This window comes from Telluria sp. BA11, from assembly GCF_056680305.1.
On the sequence record NZ_CM155275.1, the window covers coordinates 2,262,375 to 2,277,443 of the forward strand.

Here is a 15,069-nt window from a genome sequence, read left to right on the forward strand (position 1 = left end):
CTAAACCAATACTTTATACGATTCGGACGGGGTTCGTGACCTCCCCTGACAAGTCTGTTTAAGGCACGCTACAATAGTTAAAACCATGCCATGCAAGGGTGGCAAGACAACCGAGGGGCCTCCAGTAACCCCCTACGTGCAGCGCCTGACGCGCTGCAGCGCGCGGCAGCGTCACCGAGGTCCCCATCGCGGAGAACATCATGAAACTGGTTGAACCTATCCTGGCGTCACTCGCCGAAATCCAGGCAATCCGGCGCGACCTGCACGCGCATCCCGAATTGGGCTACGAAGAACACCGTACCGCGCAGATCGTGGCCGACCGGCTCGAAGCGTGGGGCATTCCCGTCGTGCGCGGGCTGGGCGTAACGGGCGTCGTCGGCATCATCAAGAACGGCACGTCCGAGCGCGCGATCGGCCTGCGCGCCGACATGGACGCGCTGCCCATGCAAGAAATCAATGGCTTCGCCCACGCGTCGACCAATGCCGGCAAGATGCACGCCTGTGGCCACGACGGCCACACGGCGATGCTGCTCGGCGCCGCGCACTACCTGGCGCAGCACCGCAATTTCGACGGCACCGTGTATTTGATTTTCCAGCCGGCCGAAGAAGGCGGCGGCGGCGGGCAGCGCATGATCGAAGACGGCCTGTTCGAACGCTTCCCGATGGACGCCGTGTACGGCATGCACAACTGGCCAGGCATTGCCGAGGGCACGTTTGCCGTGGTCGACGGGCCGATGATGGCGTCGAGTAACGAGTTTCGCGTGACCGTGCGCGGCAAGGGTGCCCACGCGGCGCAGCCGCACCGCGGCATCGATCCGATCATGGTGGCAGTGCAGATCGCGCAGGCGTGGCAAACGATCATCTCGCGCGAAAAGAACCCGCTGCTCACGGCGGTGTTGTCGATTACCCAGATCCACGCAGGCAGTGCTACCAACATCATTCCGGATGAAGCACAGCTGGTGGGCACGGTGCGTACGTTCACGACCGACGTGCTCGACCTGATCGAGCGACGCATGCAGGAAATGGCCGACGGGATTGCTGCGGGCTTTGGCGCGACGGTCGACTTTGGCTTCAAGCGCAAGTATCCGCCGCTGGTGAACCACACCGAGCAGACCGCGTTTGCAATCGAGGCAATGCGCGCGGTGGTGGGCCCGGACGCGGTCAATGTGAATGTCGAACCAACCATGGGCGCCGAGGATTTCGCCTTCATGCTGCAGGCCAAGCCAGGCTGCTATGTCTTCCTGGGCAATGGCGACGGCGACCATCGCACCGGTGGCCACGGTCTTGGACCATGCCAGTTGCACAATGCCAGTTACGACTTCAACGACAATCTGCTGCCGATTGGCGCGAGCTATTGGGTACGCCTGGCGGAGACGAGTCTGCCGGTTGCCTGACAACGTGGCGGGCCGGGCATCGCGCCCGGCCCTGCTTGACGGCGCCTAGAACAGGCCGAGGAATTTTTTCTTGACCGTGTTCTTGCGCGCCGGGTCGACGACATCGGTCACGTCCTTGTCGTTGAACTTGTCGATCAGGGCGGCAAAACCCTGGTGCCGCGCCAGATCCAGTTCTTCCTTGAACAACGGCACAACGCAGTGGAAGTAGATGTCCTTGCCTTCGACCGTTACCGAGTGAAACGGTTCCGGCGCCGATACCGGCGGCAGCAGGATGGCGCCGCAGAAGCCCACGCCATCGACGTAGGGCTTGGGCGGGGCGCCATTGGGCAGCGCATGGCCCAGGCCAATCCAGGTGCCCTGGTTGTGCGGATAGTGCGCCAGGTGGCGCATCAGGGCCACCGGCCAGTACCAGCGCTCTTCCTTGATCGACGCTTCGTCGAGCTGCCAGTTTGCCGGCAGGGTCATGATCAGCTCGGCGAACGGCGGCGCGCCTTCCGGCGTCGTCATCGGACGCTTGCTCATTCCCGAGGTCACCAGGCGCACGTAAGGGAAGTCGGCGGTTGGTCCGATCACGTGGATGTCGACCTGGACAGCGCCGCCATCGGTCTCGTGGAAAAACATCGCAGGGGCGCCCAGGTGCGTGGCAATGTGTTCGCCGACAGGGTCATGCGGCAGCACGACGGATTCGGGTTGGCGCTGCATCGGCGCGGTCAACGGATACAGCGGAGTGATGGTTGGTTCGGCCATGGTGATTGATCGATATTGTTGCGGCGGGCGCCTATGATACCTGCGCCGCCCGCTTGCGTGGCTGCCAGCACGCTATTGTTCTCGCTAGTACAATACCGCATTATTCCAAAATGTCATCCCCCACCCTTTCCAGGTAGACCATGTTCACTCTCAAAAAAATCAGCATGCTGGCGCTGGCCAGCGCCGCGCTGTGCGCGCCTGCCGCGTTCGCCCAGTCCACCGTGGGCAACGGTTATATCGATTCCGTCTCGTTCGAATACGGTACCAATCCGCAGCAGCGCATGGGCCGCGTCGCGATCCAGTCGGACTGGGACAAGCAATGGTTCGCCGGCAATGGCCGCCATCTGTCGGGTTACTTTGAAACCAACCTGGCCCTGTGGCGTCTGAACTCGTACGAGAACGTGCGCGGCCGCAACAAGAACATCGGCGTGCTGGGCTTTACCCCGGTATTCCGCTACCAGAACGACAACAAGCTGGGTCTGTATGGCGAAATCGGTATCGGCCTGAACCTGCTGTCGACGCTGTACAAGAATGAAGACAAGGAACTGTCGACCGCGTTCCAGTTCGGCGACCATATCGGCGTGGGCTACACCACCGCCAAGTGGGACTTCGGCCTGAAGTACCAGCACTATTCGAACGGCAGCATCAAGAGCCCGAACGCCGGCGCGAACTGGCTCGTCGCCAAGGCAGCCTACCGCTTCTGACGGGTTTCGTTGCCCGCGTCATACCCCTCTCGGCTGTGGGTACATGGCGCAGGTAAATAGCATTTCGTGACACAATCGGGCCTTTCGCGGCGCAGTCCGCGCGCTGTTGCCGAGGCCCGATTGACTCCTTCGCCTACCCTCAAACGCTATCTCCCCTGGCTCGTCGCCATCGCCCTGTTCATGGAGCAGCTGGACGCGACCATCGTCAACACTGCCATCCCCAGCATTGCCGCCAGTCTCGGCGTCACACCGTTGAGCCTCAAGTCCGTCGTCACCAGCTATATCCTGGGCCTGGCCGTCGGTATTCCGCTCAGCGGATGGATGGCCGATCGCTTCGGTACGCGGCGCGTGTTTTTTACCGCAATTTCGATTTTCACCTTTGCATCCGTGCTGTGCGGGCTGTCGGTCGATGCGCGCATGATGACGGGCGCGCGGCTGCTGCAGGGGCTGGGCGGCGCGATGATGATCCCGATCGGGCGTCTGTCGATCGTGCGCACGTTTCCCAAGAACGAGTTACTGGGAGCGATGAACTTCGTGATCATCCCGGCGCTGATCGGACCGTTGCTGGGACCGACAATCGGGGGGCTGATCGTGCACTGGACCACCTGGCGTGTGATCTTCTTCGTCAATGTTCCCGTGGGCTTGATCGCGCTGTACTTTGTGTGGCGGCATATGCCGGATTACCGTGCGGAGCAGCGGCGGCCGCTTGACGTAGCCGGCTTGCTGCTGTTTAGCAGCGGGACGGCATTGCTGTCGTGGGTGCTGGAAGTGTTTGGCGAGCACACGCTCGACGGCATCACGGCCGGTCTGCTGTTCTTGCTGGCACTGGGCTTGCTCGGCGCCTACGCCTGGCATGCATGCCGCACGAAGTTTCCATTGCTGCGCCTGACGCTGCTCAAGGTACGTACGTTCCGCATCGCTGTGCTGGGCGGCTTCGTAACCCGTCTGGGCGTCGGTGGCCTGCCGTTCCTGCTGCCGCTGCTGTACCAGCTGGGCCTGGGAATGCCGGCGTGGCAGTCAGGGCTCATGATGATGCCATCCGCGCTGGCGGCAATGGGAATGAAGCTGTTCGCGCCGCGCCTGCTGGCGCGCTTCGGTTATCGCCAGGTGCTGCTGGCCAATACGATCATGATTGGCGTCACCATCGCCATGTTCACACTGGTCGATGCCGGCTCGCCGTTGATCATGATCGTGTGCATTAGCCTGATGCTGGGGTTCTTCAACTCACTGCAGTTTTCGAGCATGAACACGCTGGCCTACGCCGACATCGAACCGGCGGACTCGAGCATGGCAAGCACGATCTCGAGCTCGCTGCAGCAATTGTCCATGAGCTTTGGCCTCGCAGCAGGATCGATCGTGACGGCCTGGTTCCTTGGTGACGTGTCCCAGACCAATGGGGGTCAAGTGACGCAAGCGATACACCACGGGTTCATGGCGCTCGCGATACTGACGCTGTTCTCTTCCCTGGTGTTCTGGCGCCTGCGCCGCGATGATGGCGACAGCATCAGTCAGAGTCGCGGCGTGGCCAAGACGGTCGAACCGGTGACGGTGACGGGGCAGTGAGTCGGAATGGCCTTGGTCAAACCCATGCCGTTTGAGGCCATTTGCCATGCCTGTCTCAGGTAGTTAGCATCGGAACAGGCGGGTGCAGAGCATGTTGATCGACGCCACGCGGACGTCAATCGCACTGCATGATCGTCTGGGCGCCTGACAGATCATTCTGCCGCATCAAGGCTAGTTGACGTGGTGGCTCCTAGAATGTTTCACGACTTTCTAGGGAGAAAATCATGTTAAGCATGCGCTTGGCTGTTCTAGAACTCGCCAGAAGACACCATTTTCCGGCGAATACTTACGCTTCCTTGCTCCACAGCGCGTCACGTGAAGGCATTGGTATCGCGGCCAAGGTGTCACTGCAACAGGCGGTTTATCTTGTCGCGCTCCTGTTTGCAGGACTGGGCGTCATTTTTTTTGTCGCGGCTAACTGGATAACCGAAAATCCGTTTCCCATGTTCTTTGGGCTGGAATTGACCCTCATCACCGCAGCAGTGTGGGCAGCTCGCAGTACCCGACGTCGAACGCCTCTGACACTCCTTGGATTTCTGGTCATCGGCGCGTTGCTGGCGTTCTTTGGCCAGCACTATCAGTCCGGGGCCGACTTGTGGCAAATGTTTGCAGTGTGGGCAGCACTGGGGGTACCGCTTGCTTTGGCCGCGCGTTCTGACGCCATATGGTGCGCTTGGCTCGTCGTTGCGATGACGGGCGTGACAGTATGGTGGCGACACCTGGGCCTATGGCAGCATGATAATCATCTGACCGGCACCAATCTTCTCACGTTTGCGCTCATGTTCAGCATGTCATATGCGCTGTTCAAGCCATCGCAGCGCTATACCGGTGCCGGTATCTGGTCTTTCAACCTGGCGATTCTGTGTTCCACGGCATTCGTCACGACAGCAGGCATTGCCAGTCTTTTTCATGACGCCACCGGCATTTATGTGGCTGCGTTACTCGCCGTCGCCTGCGCGACTGGCCTGGGCATATTGCGCCAGTTGTTCGACATTCGCGCACTCAGCATTTGCGCGCTTGGCATGGATTTGCTGATCGTTGGCGGATTCACCAAGATGGGTTTTGAATTCAACTCACTCCTCGTTGTTTTCTGCATAAGTGCGCTTGCAGCACTTGTCGTACTGGGAATTACCGTGTCGCTGATCCTCGAGCTATATCGCAACCGCTCGGTGGGGGATAAATCATGAGTCAGGATTTGGCACGTGCGCTTCAGGACGCCATCGCCTCAGGGCTGATCGAGGCACCACCCAACGACACCGGAGAAGCATCCCGACCTTGGCCAGTTGTCATCATGACTGCGCTGATGACTGCGCTCGCAGCCATCCCGCTGTGCGGCGTGTTAGTGATGCTGTTTCTCGAACATGCACAGGGTTGGCAGACGGTTGTCGTTGGTAGCGTTACGCTTGCATGCGCCATTGGCATTCTGGCCGTTCGCCCCACTGCGCTTTTCCTCGAGTATGCGGCGGCGGCCTTTGTGGCGAGCAGTCTGATTCTTCTCTATTTCAATCCGCTTCACACAGGTCCAGAGCTGTTACCAGGCCTGGTAGCCGTTGCATCTAGTTGCCTTGTTCCGCAACGATGGATACGCGCCTTATTGGCAGCTGCAGCGGTATGGCTATTGGGCAGGGGGTTTGACGGCAACATGCAGTACATCACGTCTTTCATACCTTGGCCTGCTTGGTATGGTTCCTGTTTTGCGTGGCTGACTGCACACGTTTTATTGCAGCAGACCGAGCGTGCTGGCAACTATCTGGCGGCAGAGATCATCGAATCCATCCTGATCGGATCTAGCTTGATGATCATTGTGATGCTGACCTACTCTTCTGGCCCCACGTTTCTGCTCAGTGGTTCTGTATTCCTTCATGCATGGATGGACGGAGGAACTGGCTTGGGAAATTTTCTCATCCTTCCTCCAGTAATCTCGGTCTGCGCTGCAGCAGGGTCCTGTCTGTGGTTAGCGGGAAAAGCGAACGCGTCCTACCGCCCCTGGTTGCTACTTGCCACGGTGCCGGTCTCAGTACTCAGCTATTTCGCCTTGCCTCTGGGGGCAATCATCCTTATGGGAATCGCCAATTTTCTGTTCTATCGAAAGCACCTTGCGCTTGTGTCCTGTCTTGCCGGGTTGTGGACGGTAGGATCGCTGTATTACAGGCTCGACTGGCCCCTGCTCTACAAAGCTTCTCTTCTATTTGGCATCGGTGTGACCTTAGTTTTTAGCAATCGGCTATTGAACCGCGAGAGCCAAGGGAACCCTATTTCAGCAGTCGACATGCCTCCGACCGGGTGGAAGCAATGGGCGCTTGTGGTCCCAGTCAGCGTGATCGTCATCGCAATCAATGTCAAAATCTGGAATAACGAACTGGTAATCCGCCAAGGCACGACGATCTTTGTGGAATTAGAACCGGTGGATCCTCGCTCATTGATGCAGGGTGACTATATGAGGCTCAGATTCATTCTGCCTGCAGAAGTCGAAGACTCAACACAAGCCTCCGGCTTGGCTGTTGCAAAACGCGGCGCAAACGGCGTGGCAGTCGTCACACATTGGCGTGTTGGGATCAACAAACCAAAGCCGGATGAGGTATTGATCAAGGTGGTGCGGCGTGGTGACAGGAATGTCCTTGTTACGGACGCCTGGTATTTCAAAGAAGGAGATGGGAGTCGTTGGAGCAATGCGAAATACGGAGAGTTTCACATTGATGACCAAGGAAAGGCAATCCTGGTAGGACTTCGTGGACCGGCCTTGGAAACGATATCGGAGGACGCACCTGGCGCGGGAGAACGCGCAGCGAAATAGTGGCAGGCTAATTTCGATTAAACAGAAAATCAGTAGCTCAAAGCGAAAAGCCCCACTCAGATCACTGAGTGGGGCTTTTCTATATAACTAGCCTGACGATAACCTACTTTCACACTGGTTGCAGCACTATCATCGGCGCAAAGTCGTTTCACGGTCCTGTTCGGGATGGGAAGGGGTGGGACCGACTTGCTATGGTCATCAGGCATAACTTGTACGAGCTTCGTTGCACATGCAACGCTGCTCTGAATCTGGAAGAAGTAGTTTTTATTGGGGGTCGTATTTGTGTCAACAACAGCTGAACTCTCGCAACCCTGGACTACCAAGGTTATAGGGACAAGCCGTACGGGCAATTAGTACTGGTTAGCTTAATGCATTACTGCACTTCCACACCCAGCCTATCAACGTCCTGGTCTCGAACGACCCTTTAAAGAGCTCAAGGCTCTGGGAAATCTCATCTCAAGGCAAGTTTCCCGCTTAGATGCTTTCAGCGGTTATCTCTTCCGAACTTAGCTACCCGGCAATGCCACTGGCGTGACAACCGGTACACCAGAGGTTCGTCCACTCCGGTCCTCTCGTACTAGGAGCAGCCCCCTTCAAATTTCCAACGCCCACGGCAGATAGGGACCAAACTGTCTCACGACGTTTTAAACCCAGCTCACGTACCACTTTAAATGGCGAACAGCCATACCCTTGGGACCGGCTACAGCCCCAGGATGTGATGAGCCGACATCGAGGTGCCAAACTCCCCCGTCGATATGAACTCTTGGGAGGAATCAGCCTGTTATCCCCAGAGTACCTTTTATCCGTTGAGCGATGGCCCTTCCATACAGAACCACCGGATCACTATGTCCTACTTTCGTACCTGCTCGACTTGTCGGTCTCGCAGTTAAGCACGCTTATGCCATTGCACTATCATCACGATGTCCGACCGTAATTAGCGTACCTTCGAACTCCTCCGTTACACTTTAGGAGGAGACCGCCCCAGTCAAACTGCCTACCATGCACTGTCCCCGATCCGGATAACGGACCAAGGTTAGAACCTCAAATGAACCAGGGTGGTATTTCAAGGTTGGCTCCACAAACACTAGCGTGTCTGCTTCAAAGCCTCCCACCTATCCTACACAGATTGATTCAAAGTCCAATGCAAAGCTACAGTAAAGGTTCATGGGGTCTTTCCGTCTAGCCGCGGGTAGATTGCATCATCACAAACATTTCAACTTCGCTGAGTCTCGGGAGGAGACAGTGTGGCCATCGTTACGCCATTCGTGCAGGTCGGAACTTACCCGACAAGGAATTTCGCTACCTTAGGACCGTTATAGTTACGGCCGCCGTTTACTGGGACTTCAATCAAGAGCTTGCACCCCATCATTTAATCTTCCAGCACCGGGCAGGCGTCACACCCTATACGTCCACTTTCGTGTTTGCAGAGTGCTGTGTTTTTATTAAACAGTCGCAGCCACCATTTTATTGCAACCCGTTCATCCTCATGGAGTAAACCAATCAAACTACTAGGGCGTACCTTATCCCGAAGTTACGGTACCAATTTGCCGAGTTCCTTCTCCCGAGTTCTCTCAAGCGCCTTAGAATACTCATCTCGCCCACCTGTGTCGGTTTGCGGTACGGTCTCGTATGACTGAAGCTTAGAGGCTTTTCTTGGAACCACTTCCGATTGCTTCAGAACCTAAGTTCCTCGTCTCGACCCCTTGAATTATGTACCCGGATTTGCCTAAGTACCTTCTATGAGTCAAAAACTGGCTATTCCAACAGCCAGACAACCTTCCGCGATCCGTCCCCCCATCGCATCATACGACGGTGCAGGAATATTAACCTGCTTCCCATCAGCTACGCATCTCTGCCTCGCCTTAGGGGCCGACTCACCCTGCTCCGATGAACGTTGAACAGGAAACCTTGGGCTTACGGCGTGGAGGCTTTTCACCCCCATTATCGCTACTCATGTCAGCATTCGCACTTCTGATACCTCCAGCATCCTTTACAAGACACCTTCGCAGGCTTACAGAACGCTCTCCTACCATATCCAATAAAGGATATCCGCAGCTTCGGTGACTGGCTTAGCCCCGTTACATCTTCCGCGCAGGACGACTCGATCAGTGAGCTATTACGCTTTCTTTAAATGATGGCTGCTTCTAAGCCAACATCCTGACTGTTTTAGCCTTCCCACTTCGTTTTCCACTTAGCCAATCTTTGGGACCTTAGCTGGCGGTCTGGGTTGTTTCCCTCTTGACACCGGACGTTAGCACCCGATGTCTGTCTCCCAAGCTCGCACTCATCGGTATTCGGAGTTTGCAATGGTTTGGTAAGTCGCAATGACCCCCTAGCCATAACAGTGCTCTACCCCCGATGGTGATACTTGAGGCACTACCTAAATAGTTTTCGGAGAGAACCAGCTATTTCCAAGTTTGTTTAGCCTTTCACCCCTACCCACAGCTCATCCCCTAATTTTTCAACATTAGTGGGTTCGGACCTCCAGGGCGTGTTACCGCACCTTCATCCTGGCCATGGGTAGATCACTTGGTTTCGGGTCTACACCCAGCGACTGTCGCCCTATTCGGACTCGATTTCTCTACGGCTCCCCTATACGGTTAACCTTGCCACTGAATGTAAGTCGCTGACCCATTATACAAAAGGTACGCAGTCACGGAACAAGTCCGCTCCTACTGTTTGTATGCACACGGTTTCAGGATCTATTTCACTCCCCTCCCGGGGTTCTTTTCGCCTTTCCCTCACGGTACTGGTTCACTATCGGTCGATTACGAGTATTTAGCCTTGGAGGATGGTCCCCCCATGTTCAGACAGGATTTCTCGTGTCCCGCCCTACTTGTCGTATGCTTAGTACCACCGTTCGAATTTCGTGTAAGGGGCTATCACCCTCTATGGCGCCTATTTCCAGAGGCTTCCACTATCCGATCGACTATCACATACAGGCTCATCCCATTTCGCTCGCCACTACTTTGGGAATCTCGGTTGATTTCTTTTCCTGCAGCTACTTAGATGTTTCAGTTCGCCGCGTTCGCTTTGCATACCTATGTATTCAGTATGCAATGACCTATAAAGGCCGGGTTTCCCCATTCGGAAATCTGCGGATCAAAGCTCGTTTGCTAGCTCCCCGCAGCTTATCGCAAGCTACTACGTCCTTCATCGCCTGTAATCGCCAAGGCATCCACCATGTGCACTTATTCGCTTGTCCCTATAACGTTGGCCTCTGCTGACAACAGAGATCGTCACAGGTACAAGAGTACAGCTGTGTTGCAATGATACAAATACTACTACCCAAGCACATGCTGTCGCATGCGCTTAAAAACTTTACTTCTTCCAGATTGTTAAAGAACGAAAAAACAGTGATCTCGAAAAGACCAAACCTAAATCACATCAGTGAATCACTGACGACTTACGTTTGAACTTTTACCGTAATGGTGGAGGATGACGGGATCGAACCGACGACCCCCTGCTTGCAAAGCAGGTGCTCTCCCAGCTGAGCTAATCCCCCATTCAGGTGATGCTTAGTGCTGATTGGTAGGGCTGGTTGGACTCGAACCAACGACCCCCGCGTTATCAACACGGTGCTCTAACCAGCTGAGCTACAGCCCCGATAAAACTGTTCTTTACTATTCAACAGTCGATAAGCGTGGACGCTTGATGATGAAACTTCTCAGTTTCGTGGTGCTACTCTAGAAAGGAGGTGATCCAGCCGCACCTTCCGATACGGCTACCTTGTTACGACTTCACCCCAGTCACGAATCCTACCGTGGTAAGCGCCCTCCTTGCGGTTAAGCTACCTACTTCTGGTAAAACCCGCTCCCATGGTGTGACGGGCGGTGTGTACAAGACCCGGGAACGTATTCACCGCGACATGCTGATCCGCGATTACTAGCGATTCCAACTTCACGCAGTCGAGTTGCAGACTGCGATCCGGACTACGATACACTTTCTGGGATTAGCTCCCCCTCGCGGGTTGGCGGCCCTCTGTATGTACCATTGTATGACGTGTGAAGCCCTACCCATAAGGGCCATGAGGACTTGACGTCATCCCCACCTTCCTCCGGTTTGTCACCGGCAGTCTCATTAGAGTGCTCAACTAAATGTAGCAACTAATGACAAGGGTTGCGCTCGTTGCGGGACTTAACCCAACATCTCACGACACGAGCTGACGACAGCCATGCAGCACCTGTGTTACGGTTCTCTTTCGAGCACAACCAAATCTCTTCGGTCTTCCGTACATGTCAAGGGTAGGTAAGGTTTTTCGCGTTGCATCGAATTAATCCACATCATCCACCGCTTGTGCGGGTCCCCGTCAATTCCTTTGAGTTTTAATCTTGCGACCGTACTCCCCAGGCGGTCTACTTCACGCGTTAGCTGCGTTACCAAGTTAATTAAAACCCGACAACTAGTAGACATCGTTTAGGGCGTGGACTACCAGGGTATCTAATCCTGTTTGCTCCCCACGCTTTCGTGCATGAGCGTCAATCTTGACCCAGGGGGCTGCCTTCGCCATCGGTGTTCCTCCACATCTCTACGCATTTCACTGCTACACGTGGAATTCTACCCCCCTCTGCCAGATTCTAGCCTTGCAGTCTCCAACGCAATTCCCAGGTTGAGCCCGGGGATTTCACGTCAGACTTACAAAACCGCCTGCGCACGCTTTACGCCCAGTAATTCCGATTAACGCTTGCACCCTACGTATTACCGCGGCTGCTGGCACGTAGTTAGCCGGTGCTTATTCTTCAGGTACCGTCATTAGCGAGGGATATTAGCCCTCACCGTTTCTTCCCTGACAAAAGAGCTTTACAACCCGAAGGCCTTCTTCACTCACGCGGCATTGCTGGATCAGGCTTTCGCCCATTGTCCAAAATTCCCCACTGCTGCCTCCCGTAGGAGTCTGGACCGTGTCTCAGTTCCAGTGTGGCTGGTCGTCCTCTCAGACCAGCTACTGATCGTGGCCTTGGTGAGCCTTTACCTCACCAACTAGCTAATCAGATATCGGCCGCTCCAGGAGCACAAGGTCCGAAGATCCCCTGCTTTCATCCTTAGATCGTATGCGGTATTAGCGTAACTTTCGCTACGTTATCCCCCACTCTTGGGTACGTTCCGATATATTACTCACCCGTTCGCCACTCGCCGCCAGGTTGCCCCGCGCTGCCGTTCGACTTGCATGTGTAAAGCATGCCGCCAGCGTTCAATCTGAGCCAGGATCAAACTCTTCAGTTCAATCTCTGTTTGTTGGCATTTCTGCCACCCTACCTTACGGCAGGGGTCGCTCACTCAAAATACTGACCGTTACTCATTGCTGAGCAACGTATTTCTTTTTTGTGAACATTTGATAATTTAAGTAATCAAGAACCGAAGTTCTTGGCACCTTCATCAAACGCCCACACTTATCGACTGTTAATTTTTAAAGAACTTTATTCGGTGCTGCATTTTCTGCCGTTTGCTTCGAAGCGTTGTGTTCGTCAGCAGCAGAGAGGCGAGATTATGAAGTGTTTCTCATTTTTCGTCAACCCCTTCTTTCCTTCGCTGTCGCTGCTTTTAAGCAGTGTCTGCGTCGGGCAGAACGAGACTATAACAAACTTGTGACATGTTCGGCAAGAGGGTTTTGAAATACTGCGACCTATCGCAATTAGACTCTCAATAGGGATACGCTATTGCTATGGTAGATATATATGCCTTTGTGTGCCAATCGAGAATGACTATCATTTTCCTCTACCGTATCAACACGTGCAATCTCAGGAGTCAAGATGGTCGTTGCTGCCAAGAAAACCAGTCAAGTCATCACCCACATGGCCATTGCTTTCGCCATTGCGTACGCGCTGACTGGTTCGGTCATGTTCAGCGGTCTCGCGATCATCATTGAGCCCGTGATCAATGTGCTGCTCCTCCCTTTCCACGAGAAAGCCTGGGAGGCCATCCGTGCCCGGGCACGCTCCGAACGCGAACGCTATGCCCGACGCGCTGCCGAAAAAGTCAGCCAGACCGCCATGCACATGGTCGTGGGGTTCACCGTCATTTACTGCGCGACGGGCTCGCTCGCTTCCGGCGGTATCGCGGCCATCCTTGAACCGGTATGCAATGTACTTCTGCTGCCAATTCACGACCGCTTCTGGGACCGGCTCGAATTGCGCGTCGCCGGCCAGCACGGCGTTGCCTGAGTCACTCGTGGCAAAAGCTGCACAGGCTCGGCGATAACAGATGGAGCAGCTTGACCATCCCATGCAGCATGAGGGCCACAGCACCCCTTAACGCGACGACCATTCTTTCCGTGCGCGAGTGCCTGCGCCAGCTCGGTCGGAACAGATCGATCCCCCCACGGCAGTGTCTTACCACCCGTCGGTGCGTTGAGTCGTTTGGTCGCATCTTTTCTTCATTTACTCAGAGGCATGCAGCCCGCTGTCGGGAGCAATGTCAGATGAAGGCGGGCTGGAAGTATCTACCTTCATCTGACGGAACAGATGCCAGGCCATGGCGGCAAGTGCCGCAAGGCCGCACACCAACAGGCCCCACAACCAGTACCGTCGGGTGCCAGCAGTCCGGTCAGCCTCCACGATCGCGGCTGGCGATTGCTGTTGTACGAGTGCCCCGGGTGTCGCAGATTCCAGCTCAGCCAGTTCACGCGACGTAAAGCCCGGCGCAACCTGGGAGAGCGGCACGCTAGCAGCCATGGCACTGACGCGGCCAAATGCCAGTTGGTATGGTGCCTTGCCGGCAGCCACAAACACGATGGTTGCAGGTGCCCAACGCAAGCGCAAGGCTGGACGCTCCAGGATGGCCGTCAGCGGCCGGGCCACCCAAATGGACGCATTGGTAGGTGCGATCTCGACGTCGCCTGAAACGCGCTGCTGTCCCTTCTGCGACAATTGATAAAAGGTTGTATTCACGATTGGCTGCAACCGCGTCACGACCCGTTCACCGGGTTTGCGGCTACGCGTGGTTTGGTACTGGCCCAGTATCACCGGCATGACGACGTTCTGCCCTTCAAACACAAACCCAACAGCGATCGCGGGAATGGCGACGGGCGCTGCATACATCACATCGCGCCCCTCGGCAGATGGCTGGCCCGGCAAAACAATGGTCTCGAGTTGCATGGCGGCGTACTGCTGCACGACGTACTCGGCGTTGATGTCGGCAAAGGCGAGCGGCTTGCCCTCAAGCCAACGAATACGAGCGTAGCGAAATGGCCGCGGCGAAAACTCGATGCGGTGCTTGCCGACGCTTGCGCCGCGATCGTTGACCAGCCAACTGACCGCCGCCTCTGCCAGCACGTCCCAGTCTTGCAGGTCGTTACTTACATCGACCGCAACGTGCGCGTTGTAGTTGTCGATTCCCGGGGGCAGCGATAACGCTAGCGCGCCCACTGGTGCGGCAGCGCTGACCTTCGCAGCCAGTGCTGCCGGCTGAAGGTCGAGGATCAGGCTTTGCAGCTCGTCGCTTGCTGCGCGCGATGGCGTCCTCACCGAGATGACGGCGCCGTCGCTACGGGTACGGATCTGCAAGCTTTCAGGTATTGGCCCTGCGTCACGGGCGGTTCCATACAGTGGAAAAATAGCGACCGGTGCAGTAGCCTTTTTTTCTACGGCTGGTGGGGCCTGATCGATCAGCGCAAAAGGCATCGACGCACCAACGGCATCGAACACACGCAGATCGTGCAAGGCGGACGAACGCGCGTTCAGATAGACCGCACGCGGCAGTGGCAGTCGCACGATGGCCTGGGTGCTCACGGTGCGCAAAGGGAGACGATGAGAATAATCGGCCAGCCTGTCGGTTGGGGCCGCTGGACTTTCAGTGACGGCGGCGCCCGTCAGCGCGAATACCATGATGACGCAGCAGTGCCTGCAGAGAGAAATCGGCATGGGTCGTT

General features: G+C 56.0%; 8 protein-coding genes, 2 tRNA genes and 3 rRNA genes. 6 read left to right on the plus strand and 7 right to left on the minus strand.

Going from position 1 to position 15,069, the window contains the following annotated elements; genetic code table 11:
• Positions 1-200: 200 nt before the first annotated feature.
• Positions 201-1,394 (plus strand): M20 aminoacylase family protein, encoded by a 1,194-nt coding sequence (locus AC1MGT_RS09905; RefSeq protein WP_183555965.1) that lies wholly within the window; start codon positions 201-203, stop codon positions 1,392-1,394.
• 45 nt (positions 1,395-1,439) lie between these two features.
• On the opposite strand, the gene AC1MGT_RS09910 is transcribed toward AC1MGT_RS09905, so the two are convergent.
• Complete coding sequence (locus AC1MGT_RS09910; protein ID WP_499504037.1) at positions 1,440-2,141, minus strand: suppressor of fused domain protein; 702 nt, start codon at positions 2,139-2,141, stop codon at positions 1,440-1,442.
• Positions 2,142-2,281: 140 nt separating this feature from the next.
• On the opposite strand from AC1MGT_RS09910, the gene AC1MGT_RS09915 reads away from it, so the two are divergent.
• The 4 genes from AC1MGT_RS09915 (at position 2,282) to AC1MGT_RS09930 (ending at position 7,202) form a co-directional block, all read left to right on the plus strand.
• Entirely contained in the window at positions 2,282-2,845 is a 564-nt protein-coding gene (locus tag AC1MGT_RS09915; protein ID WP_332533527.1) for an acyloxyacyl hydrolase, read from the plus strand.
• A gap of 120 nt (positions 2,846-2,965) precedes the next feature.
• A complete protein-coding gene (locus tag AC1MGT_RS09920; protein WP_499504038.1) occupies positions 2,966-4,408 on the plus strand; it encodes a DHA2 family efflux MFS transporter permease subunit in 1,443 nt (480 codons plus the stop codon).
• 224 nt (positions 4,409-4,632) lie between these two features.
• A complete protein-coding gene (locus AC1MGT_RS09925) occupies positions 4,633-5,595 on the plus strand; it encodes a DUF2157 domain-containing protein (protein WP_499504039.1) in 963 nt (320 codons plus the stop codon).
• Positions 5,592-7,202, plus strand: coding sequence for a GDYXXLXY domain-containing protein (locus tag AC1MGT_RS09930; protein WP_499504040.1), 1,611 nt, complete (start codon positions 5,592-5,594; stop codon positions 7,200-7,202). The genes AC1MGT_RS09925 and AC1MGT_RS09930 overlap by 4 nt, the downstream gene beginning before the upstream one ends.
• 90 nt (positions 7,203-7,292) lie before the next feature.
• Here AC1MGT_RS09930 and rrf read toward each other — a convergent pair.
• From rrf to AC1MGT_RS09955, 5 genes are all read right to left on the minus strand, one after another.
• Positions 7,293-7,405, minus strand: a 5S ribosomal RNA gene (gene rrf / locus AC1MGT_RS09935).
• 126 nt (positions 7,406-7,531) lie between these two features.
• Positions 7,532-10,407 (minus strand): 23S ribosomal RNA (locus AC1MGT_RS09940).
• Between the two features lie 224 nt (positions 10,408-10,631).
• Positions 10,632-10,707, minus strand: a tRNA-Ala gene (locus tag AC1MGT_RS09945).
• A gap of 24 nt (positions 10,708-10,731) precedes the next feature.
• Positions 10,732-10,808: transfer RNA gene (locus AC1MGT_RS09950), tRNA-Ile, on the minus strand.
• A gap of 84 nt (positions 10,809-10,892) precedes the next feature.
• Positions 10,893-12,425, minus strand: a 16S ribosomal RNA gene (locus AC1MGT_RS09955).
• The 16S, 23S and 5S rRNA genes sit together here with 2 tRNA genes alongside, the layout of an rRNA operon.
• A gap of 527 nt (positions 12,426-12,952) precedes the next feature.
• Here AC1MGT_RS09955 and AC1MGT_RS09960 point away from each other — a divergent pair.
• Positions 12,953-13,363, plus strand: coding sequence for a DUF2061 domain-containing protein (locus AC1MGT_RS09960; protein WP_499504041.1), 411 nt, complete (start codon positions 12,953-12,955; stop codon positions 13,361-13,363).
• Positions 13,364-13,579: 216 nt separating this feature from the next.
• On the opposite strand, the gene AC1MGT_RS09965 is transcribed toward AC1MGT_RS09960, so the two are convergent.
• Positions 13,580-15,061, minus strand: a complete 1,482-nt coding sequence (locus AC1MGT_RS09965) for a DUF3999 family protein (RefSeq protein WP_499504042.1) — start codon at positions 15,059-15,061, stop codon at positions 13,580-13,582.
• Positions 15,062-15,069: the final 8 nt, after the last annotated feature.

Excerpts from the sequence above, each read along its gene's own strand:
- AC1MGT_RS09905 (WP_183555965.1), top strand. The coding sequence starts at position 201 with ATGAAACTGGTTGAACCTATCCTGGCGTCACTCGCCGAAATCCAGGCA.
- AC1MGT_RS09910 (WP_499504037.1), bottom strand. The coding sequence starts at position 2,141 with ATGGCCGAACCAACCATCACTCCGCTGTATCCGTTGACCGCGCCGATG.
- AC1MGT_RS09915 (WP_332533527.1), top strand. The coding sequence starts at position 2,282 with ATGTTCACTCTCAAAAAAATCAGCATGCTGGCGCTGGCCAGCGCCGCG.
- AC1MGT_RS09925 (WP_499504039.1), top strand. The coding sequence starts at position 4,633 with ATGTTAAGCATGCGCTTGGCTGTTCTAGAACTCGCCAGAAGACACCAT.
- AC1MGT_RS09930 (WP_499504040.1), top strand. The coding sequence starts at position 5,592 with ATGAGTCAGGATTTGGCACGTGCGCTTCAGGACGCCATCGCCTCAGGG.
- AC1MGT_RS09960 (WP_499504041.1), top strand. The coding sequence starts at position 12,953 with ATGGTCGTTGCTGCCAAGAAAACCAGTCAAGTCATCACCCACATGGCC.
- AC1MGT_RS09965 (WP_499504042.1), bottom strand. The coding sequence starts at position 15,061 with ATGCCGATTTCTCTCTGCAGGCACTGCTGCGTCATCATGGTATTCGCG.